Raw genomic sequence first — 20,419 nt, 5'->3', positions numbered from 1 at the left:
ATTATATTGAAGTATCTAGTGTAATGAATTAAAATGAGTATAGAGAAATTTCACTTTAAAGATGATTGTCAAAATGGCGAGCTGACATTGGGATATCAAAGTGAAGCTGAGCTTGAGAAACTATTAGTAGGGCAGCTTGCATCTAAATGTAGCGAAAGGGAGAGAAATTATGGCAGATATAAAATTTGAGATTAAAGAAACTACAGGAATTCTTTCAGAGTCATCTAGGGGATGGAAGAAAGAATTAAACTTAATAAGCTGGAATGATAAAGAGCCCAAATATGATATTAGAGATTGGGATTCAGAACATAAGAAGATGGGGAAGGGAGTTACATTGGCTGTAGAGGAGTTAAAAGAGCTTAAGAATATTCTAAACAACATAGAGTTATAAATTTTATATTTCCTCTGATTATAACAGGTAAAGATAACCAGAGGAGCCATTTAATCTACTCTACCATTGATTAAAAGAAATTAAAAAAATAGAAAATGGGGCTATATTTTTATAAATGAAAAAGGAAGCGCAATCATTGTAGTAAAATGCTAGAATGATTCTGCTTCCATTCCCCTTAAAATGAAATCTATTCCTAGATCCCAAGTCTAAGTGCAAAGAATATAACGATCTAAGTTGCACAATTATAAATAGCTTATCATCCTATTATAATCTTTCGACTATAATAAAACAAATCACAACTCATAATCATGGTTTCCTCAACCATTCAACATATCTACTCGACCCTATACAACCTCACGGCTGTATAGAATCAAAAGGACTAAACCCATCAACACCCTGAATGATCTTAACTCGACTTTATAAAATAAGTTGGAATCTTAATATAATAAATACAATATCGACTATAATAAAACTTTTCCTCAATCTATAAAATCTTCCCTCTGACTATAAAACAGCCACTTTTAATGACCACAGTATAATCTTTGGTCGAACTGTATATACCACTTTAAGTAGCATATACAGCTCTTCGCTCAACCGTCATGTTCCTTACGATATTAATATGTGCAATTTCTTTGATAAAATACAACAAAAAAGTATGTAATTTTTGGAATAAGCGATTTTTATCTAATGGTTATAACGAATAAATTTAATAAGAGGAAGTTTAATATCTACTCCACCATAAAATCCACATCTACATTATTTTCTTTTAGCTTGTCTACATTCAAAAGTGCAGCTCTAAAAGTTTTCTTAGCACCGTTATAAGTATTTGCCACATAAAAACAGGTAGGCTTATTATAGGACTCACAGTAATTCATCTTACTTAACTGTTTCTTAAAGCTTCCTAGACCTAAAACCTCCATATCCAAATTATGATCTTTACAGTACTTTAAAAACCTATCATAGAACACGGTATAATTTAATCTAAGAGACTTGGTTCCTTCAAGAGTTTTTACACAATCGTAATCATAACCTCGATTAAGTTCGCCGTTTGCAGCCATCCTGCTTAAGGTTTCAAGAGTAATATCTACCACACTTTTGCTTTTCGTGTTATCCTCCAAAAGCTCTTTTATAACGGAATTTTTTAAGGCTTTTTCTATATCTTCAGTGGAATAGCCTGTAGCTTCTTTAAAATCCAAGCCTAAGCTTATAAATACATTTAATAGAAGAGCTAGTCCTAATAAACCATTTGCTATTGAGCCCTTTATTCTTTCATTATGTATGTTATCTCCGGAAAATTTTTCATATAGCATATCATAGGTGTTTTTTAAAATTTTTTCACTCATTTTTAATCCTCCCATTAATAGACTTTTTCCAAGTTTTGATAGTAATAAGCTGTTTTCTTTAAGATTTATAAAGTTTTCCTTAGTATTTTTATTTAGGTTAGAGGTAGATAAAAATATTTTTAGACTTCTTTCAATATTAGCAGTTTCTGTTATTCCCATTTCACCGCAGAGAATTACGGAGGAACGGGGAACAAATTCAGCATTCTTACCAAGGGTTTGAGAACCTTTTATGGTTTTATGTCTGTCATAAGAATTTCTCATTATATTTGAAATTGTACCTACCTTTTCCGTTCCGATTTTTTTAGGCTTATACTCATCAATTATTAATGGAAGTAAGTTACTGCTGCTTGACAGCTTAGTAAGTGCAAATTCAGTACAAGTACTAGCATCTAAAATATTTCCCTCATATCCCAGTATAGAAGACAATACATTCTCTAGAGTTTGACTTTTTCCACTACCGCTTTGTCCCTCAATTAAAAGATGATTATATTTTATTCCTACATGTTCAAGCTTACCTTTTAAAAATAAACCACAGATGTATGGAATTAGAGTAGAAGTTACAGATAAATTGTTAAAGTTAAAGAGAGAAGGTGCTATAGCCCTCAGTTCTTCTTTTGTAATACAAGGGAATTCTAATAAATCACCATGAGCTTCTCTATAGCTTTCAAGGACAATTGCAGAGGAGTTAAGATATAAGCTATCACTCACAGCTTTATCTTCATCAACAAAAAACCATTGATTATCTATTTTGTGAAAGCCTTGATAAGATAGTCCACTTATAATTTCAGTTGTTTCAGAAGAAATTTTAGCTTTTATGTGCTGTAAATCAGCGTTTGAACTATTAAAAACCAGTGAAAAGCTATTTAAAGCTTTTTTAAAGGACAAAATATCGTTAAAATCCTGTGGGTTAAAAGTTCTCTCTATAATAGAATTACTAAAACTTGTTTTTAGTTCACATTTTATAAGCTCCATGCCAGGAGATGTAACTATATGTTTAGGTTTTATTATAAAGTTTGTAATAGAAATTTGTTGTCCTTTATAGTTCTTACAGTAGCATCCATCTTCTATGTAAATAGGAGAGCAATAATTTTTATTTTTAGAGCCAACATGTGATTTCGATAAAAGGAGTTCAAGTTGTTTTCTTGTTGCACCTTTATTAATCCAATCTGAAATACTTAGATTTTCATGGAGATCAGGCAGCTCTATAATTCCCACACTTTTGCAGAAATTTTTAAAATTTTTATATACAGCTTTAGAGTATTCTTTGCTGTAAGAACTATTACAGGGAAGGATTATTACCTCAGCTTTTTTTATTTGTTCACTATATTGTTTACTGTAGTTAACAAAGCTTCTAAGACCGCCAAAGGTTGTAGTAGCTGTAAAGCCTAGATTCTGTATTGCATCTACAGAGGTTTCATCCTCCACATATATAATAGTTTCATTATTTTTTATCCCTTTTATCACAGAAGGGAGCATGTAAAGCACTGGTTCTATGTTTTTAAAATTATTAATCCATTCTCCTGATTTGTCTTTACTGTAACATTGGAAATTTTTCTTTAGGACTCCATCTTGAAGCCATTCGTTATTTTCAATCTTGTAAAGCACAATGCCATCCACATTTCTGTAATAATGTTTAGATACTTTTTTCATATTGTTTATCATGGTAATATCACTCTCCGTTAGCTTTCGGTTTACCTTACAAACAGTATATATGCAAAATAGAACCAATAGTGCAAAAGAAAGTTGTTAATAAATTGTAAACATTACAGTATTACAACTTTTTAGGAATAGGTAGGGTAGTATTTAAAATTTAGCAAAGAGTATGTTTTTGTTATAAAGTATATATTTTTGTAATATTAATATTTAATTAGTGTAAGATATTGATTTATAAAGAGGTAGAAGGGTTACATTAGATTGTAAATACACTGTAATTAGAGCAAAGATTATGATTAAAAATTACTGTCATGAAGATAATATATACAGTTCAAAGGTTTTTTGGAATATTTAATTTTGGAGGGATGTAAAATGACAATTGAAGAATTTAAAAAAGTTCTAGCAGATGGAACAATAGGTTACTTTGCTACAACAAATGGTGAATTATTAGAGGTTAGAGGTTGGCAATACCAATTTGTTGAAGAAAATAAGTTCTTTTTCTGTACAGCAAACAATAAAAATGTCTATAAGGAAATGCAGGCGAATTCTCAGGTAGGCTTTGCGGGAATTAGCGGTGAATATAACGTAAGAATTTCAGGAAAAGCAGTTTTTGTAACTGATCCTAGTAAGAAAGAAGAATATTTTAATAAGCTTTCTGAGGGTGTTAGGGGTATGTACAAAAATGGTTCTAATCCAGTGTTAGAGATTTTCTATATTGAGAGCGGAGAAATTAAGGTTAGTAAGGGATATGAGCCTTTTGAGGTAATAAAATTCTAAAATATATAAGATGAAAATAAACTATTATGATTAGTATTTCTTTAAATCATAATAGTTTTATTTTTTAATAACTCAACTTTCGCACATAAAAATTAAGGCGGAAGCCTTCAGAATAAACATATAAAGCAAAGAAACATTCCTTTTGGTATAATAGAATTGCTAAAAACACCACACCAAAGAAAGGAATGTTTCTTATGAATACTATTATATCAAATGATACTACTGATAAACAATTTAATTTTACTATAAATAGATTTTTTAAAGACAACAAAATTGGATCTATACTTAAACAATGCAATTTTTCTAAAGAAAAGGGTTTTTCCTGTATCAAAATATTTCAATATATTTTCATGCTTGTTTTTACTGGAAAAACCTATTTAGAAACTTAGAGTCTGGTAAAAATAATCAGTTTTCAAAGGATACTGTATATAGATTCCTTAATTGTCCAAACTTTAATTGGAGAAAGTCTTTGTTTTTACTTTCCTCATCAATAATTAAAAATGTTATTGTACCACTTACTTCGCAAGATAGAGTTAACGTATTGATAAAAGAACCAATGGTTCTAAACTCCGTAAGGAGGTTGTTTTAAAGTCGCCTGAAGTTATGCTTAGTTTACTCAAACAGGCTTCAAAATTTGCCATCCCTGCATCTTATGTTCTTTTTGACATCTGGTTTACATACCCAAAAACTCTTATACAAATTTTAGAAATCAAACTCAATACTATTGCCATGGTTAAAGCAATGCTAAGGGTTTACTACAATTACAATGGTAAGTTGTTGAATCTTAGAGAACTTTACACTACTTTAAGAAAAAAGCGTGGTAAGGCTAAAGTTCTTTCTTCTGTTATTGTAGGTATTGGCTCTGACAAAGATGGTAATGAGGTAAAAGCAAAAATTGTGTTTGTAAGGGACAGAAACAGAAGTAGAAAATGGCTTGCTTTAATTTCTACCAATATATCCTTAGATGACAACGAAACAATAAGAATTTACGGAAAATGTTGAAATATAGAGATTTTCTTTAAAATGAACAAGTCCTTTCTAAAACTCGCTAAAGAGTTTCAGGGGCGTTCATATGATTCCATGGTTTCACATACTTCTATAGTTTTTACCGGGTACATTATACTTACTTTAGAAAGTCGTAAGAATAATGATGTCAGAACTATTGGTGGATTTTTTTATCAATGTTGTGATGAACTTCAAGATATCCAATTTTATGAAGTAATAAATCTCATTATAGATATTTTAAAAAACGTACTAAATGAAAAACTTCTTCTTTCAAAGGACGTTTTTGACTCAATAATAGATAGTTTTATTGCTGCCTTGCCTTGTTATATCAAGGAGAAGTTGTTTTTTTTGTCCTGCGAAAGTTGAGTGCTTTATAAACAGAGTTATTGGCACCAAATGGAGTTTTAACTCCACCATAGAAGATAACAGCCTGTAAGTAAGAACGGAAACTTCTAAATCTGATCAAGAGTACCACGAGACATGTGAAACCTTGTGGGAAGCAGGGAGAATCACTTTCCAAGGCTAAATGCTAAATGGTGACCCAAAGTGAAGAAGTACCGTGAGGGAAAGGATATTTTGCAAATCTATCGAATTATTTTGGATGGTTATGTAGGTATATGTAATAATATCATCTATTGGAAAAGTAAATAATACAAAGATTTTGTATAAATATTATGAATTAGACAATTTTATTGTAGTTATGTTAAAATCAGTTGTGTGAATTTTAACATAACTACAATAAAATTGTCTTTTTATGTAAATACTTATTTAAGCTATGTATGAAAAATATTACATAAATAATAATAAAAAAAGGAGGAAACTTATGCTAGATGTATCTGTAAAAGATTTGAGTTTTTCTTATGGTAACGAATTGATATTAGGCGGTATCAATATGGAAATCAAATCTGGATCTTTTGTTTGCTTACTTGGTCAATCAGGTTGCGGAAAAAGTACATTCCTCCGTTTGCTTGCAGGTTTGGAAAAACCAACTTTTGGAGAAATTCTTGTGGACAATGAACCAGTTTCAAAAGCGGGACTTCAGAGAGGCGTGGTATTTCAAGACTACGGTCTTTTCCCTTGGATGAGTGTAGGTGAAAATATTACAATAGCACTTAAACAGAAATTTAAAAATATGAGCTCAGAGGAACGAAAAGCTGAGGCACTTAGAAGGATGAAGGATGTAGAACTAGATAAATCAAACTTTAATAAGCTTCCTAAAGAACTTTCTGGTGGTATGAAACAACGTTGTGCAATCGCCAGGGCCTTTAGTATCGATCCTCCAATTCTTTTGATGGACGAGCCTTTTGGTGCATTGGATGCGGTAACAAGAGCAAAACTCCAGGATTTGGTTCTGAAGTTGTGGAAGGAAGAGAACGCAAAACGAAAGACTGTTTTTTTTGTTACTCATGATGTGGATGAGGCGTTACTTTTGGCAACGGATATTTTCGTGTTGGGTAAATCACCAGGTAAAATCATTTACAGGCATTCATTTAATAATGCAGAAAAGCTAGATAGAAAGACCATATACGATAATCCCCAGGCTATGCAGTTACGTAATAATCTAATAAAAGTTATTCATAATGAGATTCAAACAAAAACAAGTAATATGAAACAAGTAATATAATATGAAAGAGGTATGAAAATGAAAAAAGTTGTAAAAACTATCTCGCTTTTAATGATAGCATTATTGTCTCTGACAGCTTGCTCATCAAAGTCTAGTAGCACAAGTACAACAACTAGTTCTAAAACAAAAACTGAAACCACTGCTAAGATTAAATTAGCGGCACAGGCAACTTCTGGCCAGGTGTTTCAATACCTTGCTGAGGACAAGGGTTATTTAAAAGAAGAAGGTATTGATGTTGAGCTTAATTATATCAATTCCGCTACAGATGCTTTTCAAGCTTTAAGTTCAGGTCAGGTAGATGTTATTTCAACCTATGGTACAGGTGGTCCTTTGATTCAGATTGCAAACGGTCAAGATTTCACTATGTTCGGTGGCTATATGATTATTGGTGCAACTCCTGTTTTTGCAAATCCTAATACGGTATATAAAAGCGTAGAAGATTTCCGTGGTAAGAAGATTGCTATTATGAGAGGCGGTACTCCTGACATTGTTCTTAAGGGGATTTTATATGACGCAGGCTTCGATTTGAAAAAAGATGTTACTTTTATTGAAATGAAAAAGAATACAGATGTTATGGAAGCAGTACGAACTGGTCAAGCAGATTTTGGTTCAGTGTCTACAGGGTTTGAGCTTCAAATTGCTAAAGCAGGAATGAAAGTTGTTATGTGGCCAGATGAGCTTTGGCCGAATCACTCTTGTTGCCGTATGATTGCAAAAACAAGCTGGCTTAAAGAAAATCCTGAAGCAATACAAAAATTACTTCGTGCATATTTGAGAGCTGAAGAAGCGATGCAAAAAGATGACGGAATGAACCGAGTTGTTGAATTGACCACTAAAAATTTAGATATGTCTACTGAAACAGCAAAAAGCTTTTTACTTAGTCCGCACATTAAATATGATACAGATCCTTATAAAAACAGTATAATAAAAATGTGGCAGAAGATGCAGTCCTTTGGATATATAACTGATCCTAAAGTTAAAGTTGAAGATCATATAGATACTTCTAATTATAAAGCAGCTTTAGAGTCTTTGATTAAAAAATATCCAAACAGTGAGTTTTTTAAGAAAAAATTAGAGATTTTTAATAAAAATAATCTATAAGTTTTATATTGTATAATTAGCTGTGATAAGCTTGGTATGCAGCTGCATACCAAGCTTATCTTTTACATGAACTATTAAAGCTCTAAATAATTGAAAAAATAGGAGAAAATTAGCATGAGAAAATTTATAAAAGATAGATTGGGAATGATTCTGATTTTTATAGGAATATTAGTATTATACGAGATTGGAACTGATGGTTTTAAAATATTAGATCCATTTTTGTTTCATGGACTTAGTAAAGTTTTGCCAGAGTTTTTTTCACATTTAAACCAATTAATAAAAGGGCTAATAAGTTCTTTAGGGCTACTTATCCCTTCATATATTATGGCATTAATTTTAGGAATAAGTTTAGGTGTATTTATCGGATTAAAAAAGTTGTTGCGAAAAAATATTAACCCATATATTAACGCATTTAGTGCTATTCCGGCCACTCTTTTAACCCCTTATGCAATTCATATTTTTCCTACATTTAGGGGAGCGTCTATATTCGTTATTTTTTTAGGAGCATTTTGGCCCATATTAGGTACAACTGTTAATGCAACTATGACAATCGATAAAAGATACTTGGAAAATGCATCTACTTTGGAAATAACTGGTATAGAAAGATTATTCAAGGTTATACTTCCTGCAGCTTTCCCTACAATACTCCCAGGTTGTGCAGTTGCACTTAAATTTTCTTTTGTAATGCTTACGGTGGCAGAAATGTTTGGAGCGACCTCAGGTATGGGGTATTTTGTTCAATATTACTCTGACTTCGCACGATTTGATCTTGTAGGTGTTGGATTCCTCTTTATCTCTATTGTATTAGTTGGGATAATGTACCTGTTTGATGTGATAAAATGTAGAATTTTGAGTTGGACTATAAATAATTAAGAATAAATTGTTTAGAAAACAATTATAGCAGGGCAAATGCATCTTTATATTGTAATTTGTTCTAATATAAAGATGCATTTTAAAAATAAGTAAGATAAATTCTATAACTGTATACTTATTTAAATATTTTGGAAATTAATTCTCCACTTATCCTAAGAGTATCGTTCATTCTTCTATTCTTTACGTCGTAGAGGGTTAAAAATAGCTTTATCTAAGTAACTTTTATCTAAAGCACATTTAAGTTTCTTCAAATTCAAGTTTTTCTTTATCTCCAATAATTCGCTGTCATCCAACCATTCCAATTGATTTAATATTTTTCCAAACATCGTTTGCTAATAGTTAAAGTAAAAATAAAAATGTATTATAAGCATAACTAAGAAATATCTCTTAGGTTAAGACTAGCATTTTGTAAAGTTTAATAGCTATTGAGAACAGAATTTATTTTTATAATAGAAAGCAACAGAACTATAAATAACACAAATAAAGTTTCAAACAAGTTTATGGTAGAATTTATCTGTAGAATAAATTCTACCATAAATATAATGTTAAATTGAGATAGGAGTTGTGTTGTTAACGAATAAATTACCTGAAATGTTTGAGGATTTTAGTGAAGCAAGAAAACAAGGATTTATATCTATTAAGAACTTAAAAGACAAAGGAAAGAAAGTTGTAGGTACTTTTGTACCTTTACCCCTTGGGAGGTTATAAATGCATCAGGAGCAGTAGTAGTTTCGCTATGTGCAAAAAGTGATGAAACAATAGAAGATGCAGAAAAGCATCTTCCAAGAAACTTATGTCCATTAATAAAGTCCAGCTATGGATTTGCTCTTACAGATAAGTGTCCTTACTTTTACTTTTCCGACATGATTGTAGGGGAAACCACTTGCGATGGAAAGAAAAAGATGTACGAATATTTGGGTGAGATAAAAGAAGTACATGTTATGCAACTTCCACAGACCTACAAAGGGGAAGATGCGTATAGAGTATGGAGAAACGAAATAGTAAAATTAAGAAAAAAACTGGAGAAAGAGTTTAATGTAGAGATAACAGAGGAAAAATTGAAACAATCTATTAAGCTAAGAAATAGAGAGAGAGTGGCACTAAGGGAGTTTTATGAGTTAGGAAAAATGTGTCCACCACCAATAACAGGACTGGAGATGCTAAAAGTATTAAATGGAGCTTCCTTTAAATGGGACAAGGATGAAGGAATAGATGAACTTGGCCAATTAATAGATAAATCTAAAGATGAATATGGAGATGGAATAAGAAAAGTTTCACCTAATGCAAAGAGAATATTAATAACTGGATGTCCTATGGGTGAAGCTACAGAAAAAATAATAAAGTTATTAAAGAAAACGGAGGAGTAGTTGTTTGTTATGAAAACTGTACAGGGATTAAAGAGATTAGTAAATTAGTAGATGAAACTATTGATCCAATAGATGCAATTACTGAAAAGTATTTGAATATCGGCTGTTCCTGTATGAGTCCAAATGATAACAGAATAAACCTTCTTTCTGAGTTAATTGATGATTGTAAGGTAGATGGGGTAGTAGATGTTATTTTACAAGCTTGCCATACCTATGCTGTGGAGACTTTTAGCATTAAGAGATTTGTGAATGATAAAAAGAATATTCCATATATGAGTATAGAAACAGACTATTCACAAACAGATGTTGGACAAATAAATACCAGAATTTCTGCTTTTATAGAGATGGTGTAGAAATACAATACTGAAAGTTAACATAAGACCTTCTTTAGTTATAAGTAAAACGTACAACATAGAGTTAATGATAAAAATTTATTCTATATCGTACACTTCAAAAGGCAGGCAGGACTTACGCTAGAAACTCCTTGTAATTGTGTGGGGATATGCGGCAAATGTAAAGTGATAGCTTTTAGGGAGTTATATCCTAAGACAGGAGAAGAGGAGAAGCACATCAGTGAAGAAAATATAAGACTGGCATGTATAGCAAGAGTAAAGGGAAATGAATTATAAAGTTGTTAGGAGGTGATTTAGATGGAGTACGAAATTAACTTTAAATGTATATCAGACAATCTAGAAGAAATACCTGAGGATATTATAAAAGAAACAGGAGTTACCTTTCCAGAAGCACACTTACTCAGTGGGCAAATGATGTCTTTAGCTAAGGCTTTAAAGAAATATCATAATGATAAACTAATTTTGCTTCCTTATTGTCTAACAGTAGAAGCAGAAGCTTTAGGGGCAGACATAAAGATGGGCGATGAAAAAACAGGTCCAAGAGTTGGGAAATATGCTTTTAATAGTATTGAGGATTTAAAAAATCTAAATTTAATAAATTTAACTGAAGGAAGAATAAATGAGGTATTAAAGTCTGTAGAGAAATTAAGCAAGGATAAAGAAACTGTAGTTTTAAGTATTCAAGGACCTTTTACTATAATGTCTTCTCTTATTGAGCCTCTCTTATTCTATAAAGCCGTAAGAAAGGACAAGGAAGCGGTAGAGAAATTTATGGGGATTATATGTGACAGTATAGTCAAATACATCGAAGAAGGAATAAAAAGAGGAGCGAAAATAATATCTTATGGGGACTCTTCGGGTGCCTATGATGTTTTAGGTCATAAGATGTACAAGGATTATAGTGGTAGATATAGCTGTGAAGTAATTAAAAAAGTAGAGAATAAGCTTGGAAATTCAATTTTGCACCTTTGTGGTGTAACATCGGTTTCAATGAATAAAGGTGGGTTCATAAAGTCTACAGCTATCGAAGTAGAAAATGATATTACCTATGGAGAAGCCTTAGAAAAAGTAATAACTGAGAGAAAAGATGTAAAGATTATAGGTCATTATTGTATAAAAAGGTCACCTTTAAAAATGAGAAAACCAGTTATTTGGAGAATAGAACTATAGTAGAACAAAAAATATTCATAAAGTGGAATAGAAAGGAAGATATAAATGAGTGATTTAAAAGAAAACCTACTTAAAGAGTTATCAAATGCTGTAGTTGATATGGAGGAAGATAAGACTGTTGAGATTTCTAAAGGCTGTATAGAAAATGGTATTAGTGCTTATGAAGCAATTGATAAAGGACTGGCTGATGGAATGAATAGAGCTGGAAAGCTATATGAAGAGGAGGAATATTATATTCCTGAGCTTTTAATGTGTTCTGATGTTATGTACTCTGGAATCAATGTTTTAAAGCCGTATTTAGAGAAAAAAGATACTGAAAATAGACATAAAATAATAATGGGTGTAGTCGAAGGTGATACTCATGATATAGGGAAAAACTTAGTTAAGATAATGATGGAAACTGAAGGCTTTGAGGTAATAGACCTTGGTAGGGATGTACCACCAAAAGAATTTGTAAACAAAGCAAAAGAGGTTGGCGCAAGTATAATTGGGCTATCTACCCTTATGACAACAACAATGAATGGTATGGCAGAAGTTATAAAGATTTTAGAAGAAGAAAATTTAAGAGACAAAATAAAGGTTATGATTGGGGGAGGCCCTATATCACAAAGCTTTGCAGATAAAATAGGAGCAGATGCTTATACTACAGATGCTTCTAAAGCATCTAAATATGCAAAGGCATTAGTGAACCAAATAAACGGTTAAAGCGATTAAGATAATTATAAGAGTATTATTTTCAGTTAGGGGGAGTAGAAAATGAAGGATCAAATGACTCCATTAGAAAGAGCTATTGCTTTAAGTAAAGGACAAACCGTAGATAGATTACCTTGCAATCCTAATATAGCAAATGGAGTAGCACGTATTCATGGTTGTAAGATTTCAGATTTTAATAAAAATGGTAAAATTATAGCTGATGCCCAAATTTCAGCTTATAGAAGATATGGAATGGATGGAGTAAGAGTTTTTACAGATTTATATGTTTGGGCAGAAGCTATGGGGGCAGAGCTTGTTTTGCCAGAGGATAACACTGCAGATTTATTAAAGCCTGCAATAGATAGCATTGAAGATATAGATAAGCTAAAGGTAGCAGATCCATTTAAGGATGGAAGGCTTCCAGTATTTGTAGAAGCCATGAAATATTTAAAAGATGGAATAGGTGATGAAGTTCCTTGTTCTTCTGGAATAGTAGGTCCATTCTCAAATGCTTTTTTTCTTATAGGCATAGAGAAAATGACAAAATTATTCTTCAGTAATCCAGAGGCTATACACAAACTATGTGAAATTTCCCTTCAAACCTGTATGGAATACGCTAAGGTAGTTATAGATTTAGGGTTAACTCCAACTATTTCAGAACCACTAGCTTCTTGTACTATAATAAGTCCTAAGCACTTTAGAATATATTGTCTCCCTTATTTAAGAAGATTAGTGGAATTCATAAATTCAAGAGGAAAAAGTACAGTTCTCCATATCTGTGGAAAGACTAAAAAGATCTGGACTGATATAGGAGATATGGCATCTATAGGAGTTGCAGGTTTTAGCATGGATAATGTTGTTAGTCTTAAGGAATGTAAGGAAACTATAGGGACGAAGGTGAGAGTGCTTGGAAATGTAGATCCTTCCAACGTTATGTATGCAGGAACTTATAAAGAGGTAACAGATGCGGTTGTTAACTGTGTACTTGAAGGATACGACAGTCCAAAAGGTTTCACTATTATGTCAGGCTGTAGTCTTCCTGTAGAAACTCCTTTAGAAAACATACAAATTATGATGGATACAGTAAGAGAAATAGGCTATCCAGTAGACCCTGAAAAACTGCAGAGAATGCTTTTATAATAATATATTAAAATATAGAGGAAGGTGGTTTCTATATTAACGCCTAAAGAGAGACTGAGGCTTGCACTAGGCTATTATGGGAAATGTGAGTATTTTCGCACTTGAAAATAGTTCTCCACGAGATCCTGGAAATTTAGCAACTAAATGTTTAAATTCTGGGGTTAATATACTTTTACCAGCTTGTGGTATAGGAACTAGAACTCCATTTAAAAATATAAATAAGATGGTTGAAGTTGCAAAGAGATATAAAAAGGATGTTGCGACTTAAGTCTAAGATAACGCGCTGTTAGAAAAGCAGGCTTATAGTATTACGACAGCCTTAACTTTGGCAACAGAATCTAACGCCAACTCATTTCATTAGCAGGTTTAAAGACTCTTAACTTTTTTAAATGTTTTCTTACAGAAAACTGTGAAAAAAGTTAAGAGTCTTTAAATTTGTTAGCATAAGATTCTGTCCTCGAAGTGAGGGCTGATGAAACATCATAAACCTAACATTATAACATGCCGTAACTTACGGTTAAGTCGCCCTTTACTGCAAGTATACACTCTATTTATACTCAAATATTTTCAAAAGCATATCTCTTAGACTATAACTTTACACTTATTTTTGTATAAGAATATTAAAAGTGACTGACATTAAAAACATAGAAAAAGTATTTAATATATTAAATGCTTACATGCGTTAACTCAAGTTTACGTTTTAGGAATGATTAAAGAGCAAATATTAATCTGATATTGGAGAAAGTGTTTTTGTAAAGACAGATAATACTTTCTTAAAGATTATTACTTTGATTTATTGAAAAAACTACATAGCTTTTATAGCAAGGAAGATTGTAGAAAGTAAATTATTTATATAGATAGACTAAGTAGTAGTAAAGGGGTGTAAAAGCCATATATACAAGGCTTTACAGTAACTATGCTATTTTGTGAATATGCTTAATGTAAATGTTTAACCCTTTATATATCAATTATTATTGATATTTTTAGTCCAAAATACTTTTCAGAAATATCAATAATATTAATAGTAAGAAAATTTATAGGTAACTTTGGCACGATACTTACTGAATATATAAGCAAGAGTAATTGATATATAAGTTGTAATCAAGATACTAAATTAAATATTTAATTTTATAGGTGACAATTGAAGATTCAATTTATTTAAAACAATATTATTGCAACTTATAATTTTTAAAATAATAGATGAGGTGTTAAAAATGAGTAAACAATTATTAGAAGGGATTAAAGTATTAGATTTCACAGATTTCCTTGCAGGTCCAATATACGATGTTAAAGGTGTATATGAAGATAAAAATATTAGTGAAGTTAGAGAAATGTTCGTTAAGGTTCCTCATCCTGAATTAGGTGAAGTAACTGTTTTAGATAATCCGATTAAAATGAGTGAATATCCAGTTCAATATAAAAAGTTTGCTCCAGAGTTAGGTGAAGATAACAATGAAGTTTTTGAACAATTAGGATTTTCTAAAGAGAAGATTGAGGAATATAGAGCTAAGGGAGTAATTAACTAATATTAAAATTAATTAAAAATTTAAACAAAAGGTAATTTTTAAGGGGTAGGAAGATGGCTTTTCCATCAAAAGTAAACATAACAGAGGTTTGTCCAAGAGACGAATGGCAAAACATGGAGTTTGTTGATACTAATCTCAAAATAGATATGATTAAGAGAATAATTTCTACTGGTGTAAAAGAAATAGAGATTACATCTTTGGTACATCCTAAGTTTGTGCCTCAGTTTTCAGATGCTGTTCAAGTAGTAGAAGAGGTTAAAAAGGTAGCTCCAGAAGATTTAACACTAATAGCTTTAATCCCAAATAAAAAGGGAGCAGAAAGAGCAGCAGCTACAGGGGTAGACGTAGTAAATTATGTTATGTCAGCAAGTGAAGAACATAATAAGAGAAATGTAAAAAGAACAATAGAAGAATCTTTCAATGAATTACAAGGGATTTTAAGTGAAGATCATAGCATCAAAGTTAGATTGGTTTTAGCTTGCGTTTTTGGAAGTCCTTTTAGTGATCCAATAGACGTTGGTAATGTAATCAAAATATGTGAACAAGCTCTTAAATTAGGAGTTGACATGGTTTGTCTTGCAGGTTCAGGTGGTTTATCAACACCAGATCACACTAAAAAGGTTTTGAAAGAAATAGCAAAGTATATAGATAAAGATAAAATAAGCCTTCATCTACATGACACTAGAGGTATGGGAAAATCGGAAAGTGCAGAATGGATTACTTGTGCAGATGTAATTCTTGATATTTTGATTGAATTTATCCAAAAAATAATTCCTAATGAGAATTTTTTGCTTGCTGGTCAGTCTTATGGCGGTTATCTTTCAAGAGGAGTAGTTTCTAAAATAGCTAGTAGAGTAGATGGTCTTTTATTACTATGCCCTTGTATAATAGCAGATAGAAAAAAACGTAATACTCCCCCTAAATTTGTTTTAGTAAAGGACAATGAGCTATTATCTAAACTGCCTCAAAGTGATGCAGAATATTTTAATTCAGCTTTAGTAGTCCAAAACCAGGAGACTTACGAAAGATATAGTGATGAGGTACTGTCTGGAATTAAAAAAGCAGATATTAAATTTTTAAGGAATATATTGAAGAATGGATATGGATTTTCCTTTGATGTAGACAAGATTTAGAGGGAGGTTATAAGGATGGATGGAGCATCTTGGAAAGTTTTCCAAGAGCAACTTTTGCTGTATTGGACAGAGCGGGGCATAATTTGCAGATAGAACAGGATGAAATATCTAATTGTTTAGTTATTGAATGGCTAAGAAGAGTTGAGGAGTCATCATGTTCCTAAATAATATTTTTAGATATAATATTAAATGAAAAAGGAAGCGCAATTATTATAGTAAACACACTATAATGATTCTGCTTCCTTTCCCCTTAAAATGAAATTTATTCCTAGATTCCAAGTCTAAGTGTAAAGAATATAACGATCTAAGTTGCACAATTATAAATAGCTTATCATCCTATTATAATCTTTCGACTATAATAAAATAAATCACAACTCATAATCATGGTTTCCTCAACCATTCAACATATTTACTCGACCCTATACAACCTCACGGCTGTATAGGATCAACAGGACTAAATCCATCAACACCCTGAATGATCTTAACTCGACTCTATAAAATAAGTTGGAATCTTAATATAATAAATTTTACATCGACTATAATAAAACTTTTCCTCAATCTATAAAATCTTCCCTCTGACCATAAAACAGCCACTTTTAATGACCACAGTATAATCTTTGGTCGAACTGTATATACCACTTTAAGTAGCATATACAGCTCTTCGCTCAACCGTCATGTTCCCTATACTATTAATATGTGCAGTTTTCTTAATAAAATACAGAGTATTTATATGTAAATTATGGAATGCAAATTTTAAAAATACATACTAGATATACCTTTGAATTATTTCGCTACTAAAAGTATAATAGACATATAAAAATGCAAAATGTGGTGACATTGAGGAAAAGAATTTTTTGTTTAGATTAATGTCAAAAAATACGAAATATAATGTTAAACAATACTTATAAGGTGGGTATCACCTAATATTTAGAGGGGGAATATTTTATGGAAATTTTACGCTCCGTTTGTCCTTTTGACTGTCCTGATACTTGTGGTTTACTTATTTCTGTAGAGGATGGAAAAGCTGTAAAGGTTCAAGGGGACCCAAATCATACTTTCACCAGGGGAACACTTTGTCCCAAAATGGCTCATTATGAAAAAACAGTTCATTCATCAAAAAGAATTCTAACACCTTTGAAAAGAATTGGTCCTAAGGGAAGCGGTGAATTCGAGCCTATTTCCTGGGAAAATGCAATTAAATATATTAAAACAAAATGGAATGAGATTATTAAAAAGCATGGAGCAGAAGCTATTCTGCCATATTCCTATGCTGGGACAATGGGGATTGTTCAGCGTAATTCAGGTCATCCGTTTTTCTATAGTCTAGGTGCTTCTAGGCTTGATCGTACTATTTGCTCTCCTGCCAAAGGATATGGCTTTGAATCCGTAATGGGAGAAACAATGGCACCTCATACTGATGAAATTCATAAAAGTGATCTTATTATCCTGTGGGGAATTCATGCAACGGCAACTAATATACATATTCTGCATGATATAAATGTAGCTAAAAAACAGGGTGCAAAGGTATGGGCAATTGATACGTATGAGAATAGCACAGCTAAAATTGCTGACAAAGTTATTACAGTTCGTCCAGGTACTGACGGGGCTTTAGCACTAGGAATGATGAATGTAATAGAAAGAGAAAATCTAGCTGACATTGAGTTCATCAATAGATATGTACAAGGTTATGAGGAACTTAAAGAAGAGGTACTTCCAGAATACTCTCCAGACGTAGTAAGCGAGATAACAGGGGTTCCAGCAGAAGTAATTGAGGATATGGCTAGACAATACGCTAAGGCTAAGGGTCCGTTTATAAGATTAGGAAGTGGGCTATCCCGTTATGGAAATGGAGCAATGACTGTACGAACAATTACTTGTTTACCTGCCTTGGTTGGAGCGTGGGATAAACAGGGTGGGGGGCTATTAACTGGTACATCTACAGGAAAAGCATTTAGTTCATCTTTTGTAACTCATGAGGATTTTCAGGAAAAGCCTACAAGAATAATAAATATGGTTGAGCTTGGAAATACGTTAAATGAGGTGAAAAGCTCACCTATAATGAGTTTATATGTGTATCATTCTAATCCTGCAGCAGTAGCTCCTGATCAGAGCAGAGTGTTAGAAGGACTTAAAAGAGAAGACCTTTTCACGGTGGTTCATGAGCGCTTTATCACTGACACTGCAAAATATGCAGATATAGTTTTACCTGCTACAACTTCGCTTGAGCATAGTGATATTTATAGAAGTTATGGGAACTATGTCATGCAGAGGGCTTATGCAGTAGTTCCACCAGTAGGCGAAGCGAAATCCAATTGGGAGGTATTTTCTCTACTAGCAAAAGCAATGGGGATAAATAAACCTTTCTTTAATCAGACTGCAGATGATTTAATAAATAGTATTTTATCTAACCCATCTTCATGGATTAGAAATGATCAGATTGATGTATTAAATGAAGGAAAACCAATAGAACTAGAGCTACCTGAAGCTTACAAAACTCAGTTTAATACTCCTTCAGGGAAAATTGAGATTTTAAATCCAAAGGAAGAGGATTCTTTACCAAAGTATAATAAACCACATGGAGATAACGCAGATTTTTGGCTTATAAGTGCACCTGATGTACGATTGTTGAATTCTTCCTTTAATGAAAGAGAGGAGTTAACACAAACCAATAGAATGTTTTTACAGATGAATCCAGAGGATGTTGCTAAAACAAATTTAAAAGATGAGCAGGAGGTTATTGCTTACAATGACCGTGGTGAGGTAACTTTCAAGCTTAAAATTACAGATAAAGTTCCACCTGGAATTGTTGTTACTGAAGGAGTATGGTGGATTGACAATGCCACTGGTAAACGTTCAGTAAATACTCTGACTTCACAGCGTCTTACTGATAAGGCAAATGGAAGCACTTTTTATGATGTGAAGGTAAATGTGAGAGCAGCAGTTAGCTAAAATATAAGGAGATGGCTTTTTAGTCATCTCCTTATATTTTAAGAAAAAATTAGATTCTTAAGTAAAATTCAAGAATTCTTTTGAAAGCAGATATGCTAATTTGTTGTAAATTCACCCAAATACTAATTCTAAATATGAGGTGAGAACCTATAAAACTAAAGTTAAAATGTTCTGAAAACATCATTATTATTATTTTTGTGATATGCTTACCTAGGTAATTATTGCTTAGGTAAGCATTTTGGAGGGAATTAAAATTGAAATTGTACGGGCACAAGATAAATCAATTAGCTAGAAGTTATACTAAAAGATTAAATGAGAAAATTGCTCCCTTTGGCTTACATAGTTCACAGTGGGGGATTGTATTATATTTATATGAAAAAAAGAAGTGTACGCAAATTGGACTAAGTCAATATCTTAGCGTAGAAGCGCCAACGGTTACTAGAACATTAAGTAGAATGGAAAAAAACGGGCTAATAGTTCGTGAAGAGGGAGAGGATAAACGAGAAAAACACATAAAACTAACAGAAAAGGCTTTAAATATGTTTGAGAAATGGTATAAAGTTGCTAGTGATATAGAAGTGGATGCTATAAATGATATTGATAAAGATGAGCTCGAGATTTTTAGCAAGGTTTTAGATAAGATGATAAAAAATTTAGACTAGGAGTGATAGATGTGGCAGAAAAGAATTATGAACTAACATATAGCAAGGTAGGAAGTAATTTTACTTTAATTTTAAGATTAATATTATTCTTATTAGGAATATTTATTTTAGCATTAGGAGTTTCAACCGTTATTAGAGCAAATTTAGGTGTTCCAACCTGGGATGTATTGCACATTGGTTTAAATAAGTTGATTAATTTATCAATAGGTAGATGGATTCAAATAGTAGGGGTTATAATGGTTTTGATGACAGCTTATTTTGAAAAGCAAAGACCAGCTATAACCAGTATGTTAAATATATTGTTAGTTGGTTTTTTCGTAAATACTATTTTAGGCTTTATACCTTCTTTTACCGGATTAATACAACGTGGTGCATTATTGGTAGCAGGTACTATACTAATGGGGATTGGCTCAGGAATGTATGTTGCATCTAAGATAGGAGCTGGTCCAAGAGATGGTATGACCTTGTTTTTATCTAAAAAGTTTTCTATTTCTGTTAGGTTGTCTAGAACTTTACTTGAGATAACAGCATTAGCAATTGGTTGGTCAATAGGCGGGCCTGTTGCACTTGGAACATTTATTACAGTGTTTTTAATTGGACCCATTATGCAAGTTTCACTTAAGTTTTGGACGAGCCAATTAGCAAGGGTGTAAAGATGA

At 32.1% G+C, this 20,419-nt stretch carries 21 protein-coding genes and 1 pseudogene; 21 read left to right on the top strand and 1 reads right to left on the bottom strand.

The genetic code is table 11. The annotated features are described in order from the left end of the window. Window positions 1-33: 33 nt before the first annotated feature. A complete protein-coding gene (locus tag AC0N0V_RS16565; protein WP_474459368.1) occupies window positions 34-189 on the top strand; it encodes a hypothetical protein in 156 nt (51 codons plus the stop codon). Beyond that, the gene (locus AC0N0V_RS16560; RefSeq protein WP_474459366.1) at window positions 170-391 is read left to right on the top strand and encodes a YdbC family protein; all 222 of its coding nucleotides are present in this window, start codon (window positions 170-172) and stop codon (window positions 389-391) included. The genes AC0N0V_RS16565 and AC0N0V_RS16560 overlap by 20 nt, the downstream gene beginning before the upstream one ends. Before the next feature lie 728 nt (window positions 392-1,119). Here AC0N0V_RS16560 and AC0N0V_RS16555 read toward each other — a convergent pair. Continuing rightward, entirely contained in the window at window positions 1,120-3,384 is a 2,265-nt protein-coding gene (locus AC0N0V_RS16555) for a hypothetical protein (RefSeq protein WP_474459364.1), read from the bottom strand. Between the two features lie 375 nt (window positions 3,385-3,759). Between AC0N0V_RS16555 and AC0N0V_RS16550 the strand changes: the two genes are divergently transcribed. The 19 genes and pseudogenes from AC0N0V_RS16550 to AC0N0V_RS16460 all read left to right on the top strand — a co-directional run bounded on the left by AC0N0V_RS16550 (window position 3,760) and on the right by AC0N0V_RS16460 (window position 20,413). After that, a complete protein-coding gene (locus AC0N0V_RS16550) occupies window positions 3,760-4,164 on the top strand; it encodes a pyridoxamine 5'-phosphate oxidase family protein (protein WP_474459361.1) in 405 nt (134 codons plus the stop codon). Window positions 4,165-4,358: 194 nt separating this feature from the next. Continuing rightward, window positions 4,359-4,553, top strand: a complete 195-nt coding sequence (locus AC0N0V_RS16545; RefSeq protein WP_474459359.1) for a hypothetical protein — start codon at window positions 4,359-4,361, stop codon at window positions 4,551-4,553. 214 nt (window positions 4,554-4,767) lie between these two features. After that, window positions 4,768-5,166, top strand: a complete 399-nt coding sequence (locus tag AC0N0V_RS16540) for a hypothetical protein (RefSeq protein ID WP_474459357.1) — start codon at window positions 4,768-4,770, stop codon at window positions 5,164-5,166. 21 nt (window positions 5,167-5,187) lie between these two features. Beyond that, complete coding sequence (locus AC0N0V_RS16535) at window positions 5,188-5,535, top strand: hypothetical protein (RefSeq protein ID WP_474459355.1); 348 nt, start codon at window positions 5,188-5,190, stop codon at window positions 5,533-5,535. Between the two features lie 457 nt (window positions 5,536-5,992). Then, window positions 5,993-6,793: an ABC transporter ATP-binding protein gene (locus AC0N0V_RS16530; protein WP_474459353.1), complete on the top strand. Its 801-nt coding sequence runs from the start codon at window positions 5,993-5,995 to the stop codon at window positions 6,791-6,793. A gap of 18 nt (window positions 6,794-6,811) precedes the next feature. Next, window positions 6,812-7,894, top strand: coding sequence for an ABC transporter substrate-binding protein (locus AC0N0V_RS16525; RefSeq protein ID WP_474459351.1), 1,083 nt, complete (start codon window positions 6,812-6,814; stop codon window positions 7,892-7,894). A gap of 114 nt (window positions 7,895-8,008) precedes the next feature. Further along, window positions 8,009-8,767: an ABC transporter permease gene (locus tag AC0N0V_RS16520; protein ID WP_474459349.1), complete on the top strand. Its 759-nt coding sequence runs from the start codon at window positions 8,009-8,011 to the stop codon at window positions 8,765-8,767. A 591-nt stretch (window positions 8,768-9,358) separates the two neighbouring features. After that, a pseudogene (locus tag AC0N0V_RS16515) lies at window positions 9,359-10,487 on the top strand (double-cubane-cluster-containing anaerobic reductase). 87 nt (window positions 10,488-10,574) lie between these two features. Then, on the top strand, window positions 10,575-10,763 hold the full coding sequence (locus AC0N0V_RS16510; protein WP_474464560.1) for a 2Fe-2S iron-sulfur cluster-binding protein: 189 nt from the start codon (window positions 10,575-10,577) through the stop codon (window positions 10,761-10,763). A gap of 21 nt (window positions 10,764-10,784) precedes the next feature. Then, window positions 10,785-11,657: a uroporphyrinogen decarboxylase family protein gene (locus tag AC0N0V_RS16505; RefSeq protein ID WP_474459347.1), complete on the top strand. Its 873-nt coding sequence runs from the start codon at window positions 10,785-10,787 to the stop codon at window positions 11,655-11,657. 45 nt (window positions 11,658-11,702) lie between these two features. Beyond that, window positions 11,703-12,362, top strand: coding sequence for a corrinoid protein (locus AC0N0V_RS16500; protein WP_474459345.1), 660 nt, complete (start codon window positions 11,703-11,705; stop codon window positions 12,360-12,362). 51 nt (window positions 12,363-12,413) lie between these two features. Further along, window positions 12,414-13,490 (top strand): uroporphyrinogen decarboxylase family protein, encoded by a 1,077-nt coding sequence (locus AC0N0V_RS16495; protein WP_474459343.1) that lies wholly within the window; start codon window positions 12,414-12,416, stop codon window positions 13,488-13,490. A gap of 76 nt (window positions 13,491-13,566) precedes the next feature. Beyond that, a complete protein-coding gene (locus AC0N0V_RS16490) occupies window positions 13,567-13,758 on the top strand; it encodes a hypothetical protein (RefSeq protein WP_474459341.1) in 192 nt (63 codons plus the stop codon). Window positions 13,759-14,704: 946 nt separating this feature from the next. Continuing rightward, complete coding sequence (locus AC0N0V_RS16485) at window positions 14,705-15,016, top strand: CoA transferase (protein WP_474459339.1); 312 nt, start codon at window positions 14,705-14,707, stop codon at window positions 15,014-15,016. A gap of 53 nt (window positions 15,017-15,069) precedes the next feature. Beyond that, window positions 15,070-16,149: an alpha/beta fold hydrolase gene (locus tag AC0N0V_RS16480; protein ID WP_474459337.1), complete on the top strand. Its 1,080-nt coding sequence runs from the start codon at window positions 15,070-15,072 to the stop codon at window positions 16,147-16,149. 29 nt (window positions 16,150-16,178) lie between these two features. Next, entirely contained in the window at window positions 16,179-16,313 is a 135-nt protein-coding gene (locus AC0N0V_RS16475) for an alpha/beta fold hydrolase (RefSeq protein ID WP_474459335.1), read from the top strand. Window positions 16,314-17,094: 781 nt separating this feature from the next. Then, a complete protein-coding gene (locus AC0N0V_RS16470) occupies window positions 17,095-19,098 on the top strand; it encodes a molybdopterin-dependent oxidoreductase (RefSeq protein WP_474459333.1) in 2,004 nt (667 codons plus the stop codon). A gap of 254 nt (window positions 19,099-19,352) precedes the next feature. Beyond that, on the top strand, window positions 19,353-19,760 hold the full coding sequence (locus AC0N0V_RS16465; RefSeq protein ID WP_474459331.1) for a MarR family winged helix-turn-helix transcriptional regulator: 408 nt from the start codon (window positions 19,353-19,355) through the stop codon (window positions 19,758-19,760). A gap of 11 nt (window positions 19,761-19,771) precedes the next feature. Then, window positions 19,772-20,413, top strand: a complete 642-nt coding sequence (locus tag AC0N0V_RS16460) for a YczE/YyaS/YitT family protein (RefSeq protein ID WP_474459328.1) — start codon at window positions 19,772-19,774, stop codon at window positions 20,411-20,413. Window positions 20,414-20,419 lie beyond the last annotated feature (6 nt).

It is taken from the genome of Clostridium sp. CS1-1 (assembly GCF_056135525.1).
The sequence above is the reverse complement of the archived record's forward strand: the minus strand, read 5'-3'. Positions and strand labels throughout refer to the sequence as shown.

What these genes read in the sequence shown, in the direction of transcription:
- AC0N0V_RS16530 (WP_474459353.1), top strand. Translation starts at nt 5,993, where the DNA reads ATGCTAGATGTATCTGTAAAAGATTTGAGTTTTTCTTATGGTAACGAA.
- AC0N0V_RS16495 (WP_474459343.1), top strand. Translation starts at nt 12,414, where the DNA reads ATGAAGGATCAAATGACTCCATTAGAAAGAGCTATTGCTTTAAGTAAA.
- AC0N0V_RS16545 (WP_474459359.1), top strand. Translation starts at nt 4,359, where the DNA reads ATGAATACTATTATATCAAATGATACTACTGATAAACAATTTAATTTT.
- AC0N0V_RS16560 (WP_474459366.1), top strand. Translation starts at nt 170, where the DNA reads ATGGCAGATATAAAATTTGAGATTAAAGAAACTACAGGAATTCTTTCA.
- AC0N0V_RS16480 (WP_474459337.1), top strand. Translation starts at nt 15,070, where the DNA reads ATGGCTTTTCCATCAAAAGTAAACATAACAGAGGTTTGTCCAAGAGAC.
- AC0N0V_RS16485 (WP_474459339.1), top strand. Translation starts at nt 14,705, where the DNA reads ATGAGTAAACAATTATTAGAAGGGATTAAAGTATTAGATTTCACAGAT.
- AC0N0V_RS16500 (WP_474459345.1), top strand. Translation starts at nt 11,703, where the DNA reads ATGAGTGATTTAAAAGAAAACCTACTTAAAGAGTTATCAAATGCTGTA.
- AC0N0V_RS16505 (WP_474459347.1), top strand. Translation starts at nt 10,785, where the DNA reads ATGGAGTACGAAATTAACTTTAAATGTATATCAGACAATCTAGAAGAA.
- AC0N0V_RS16540 (WP_474459357.1), top strand. Translation starts at nt 4,768, where the DNA reads ATGCTTAGTTTACTCAAACAGGCTTCAAAATTTGCCATCCCTGCATCT.
- AC0N0V_RS16535 (WP_474459355.1), top strand. Translation starts at nt 5,188, where the DNA reads ATGAACAAGTCCTTTCTAAAACTCGCTAAAGAGTTTCAGGGGCGTTCA.
- AC0N0V_RS16525 (WP_474459351.1), top strand. Translation starts at nt 6,812, where the DNA reads ATGAAAAAAGTTGTAAAAACTATCTCGCTTTTAATGATAGCATTATTG.
- AC0N0V_RS16520 (WP_474459349.1), top strand. Translation starts at nt 8,009, where the DNA reads ATGAGAAAATTTATAAAAGATAGATTGGGAATGATTCTGATTTTTATA.
- AC0N0V_RS16565 (WP_474459368.1), top strand. Translation starts at nt 34, where the DNA reads ATGAGTATAGAGAAATTTCACTTTAAAGATGATTGTCAAAATGGCGAG.
- AC0N0V_RS16555 (WP_474459364.1), bottom strand. Translation starts at nt 3,384, where the DNA reads ATGAAAAAAGTATCTAAACATTATTACAGAAATGTGGATGGCATTGTG.
- AC0N0V_RS16490 (WP_474459341.1), top strand. Translation starts at nt 13,567, where the DNA reads ATGGGAAATGTGAGTATTTTCGCACTTGAAAATAGTTCTCCACGAGAT.
- AC0N0V_RS16470 (WP_474459333.1), top strand. Translation starts at nt 17,095, where the DNA reads ATGGAAATTTTACGCTCCGTTTGTCCTTTTGACTGTCCTGATACTTGT.
- AC0N0V_RS16550 (WP_474459361.1), top strand. Translation starts at nt 3,760, where the DNA reads ATGACAATTGAAGAATTTAAAAAAGTTCTAGCAGATGGAACAATAGGT.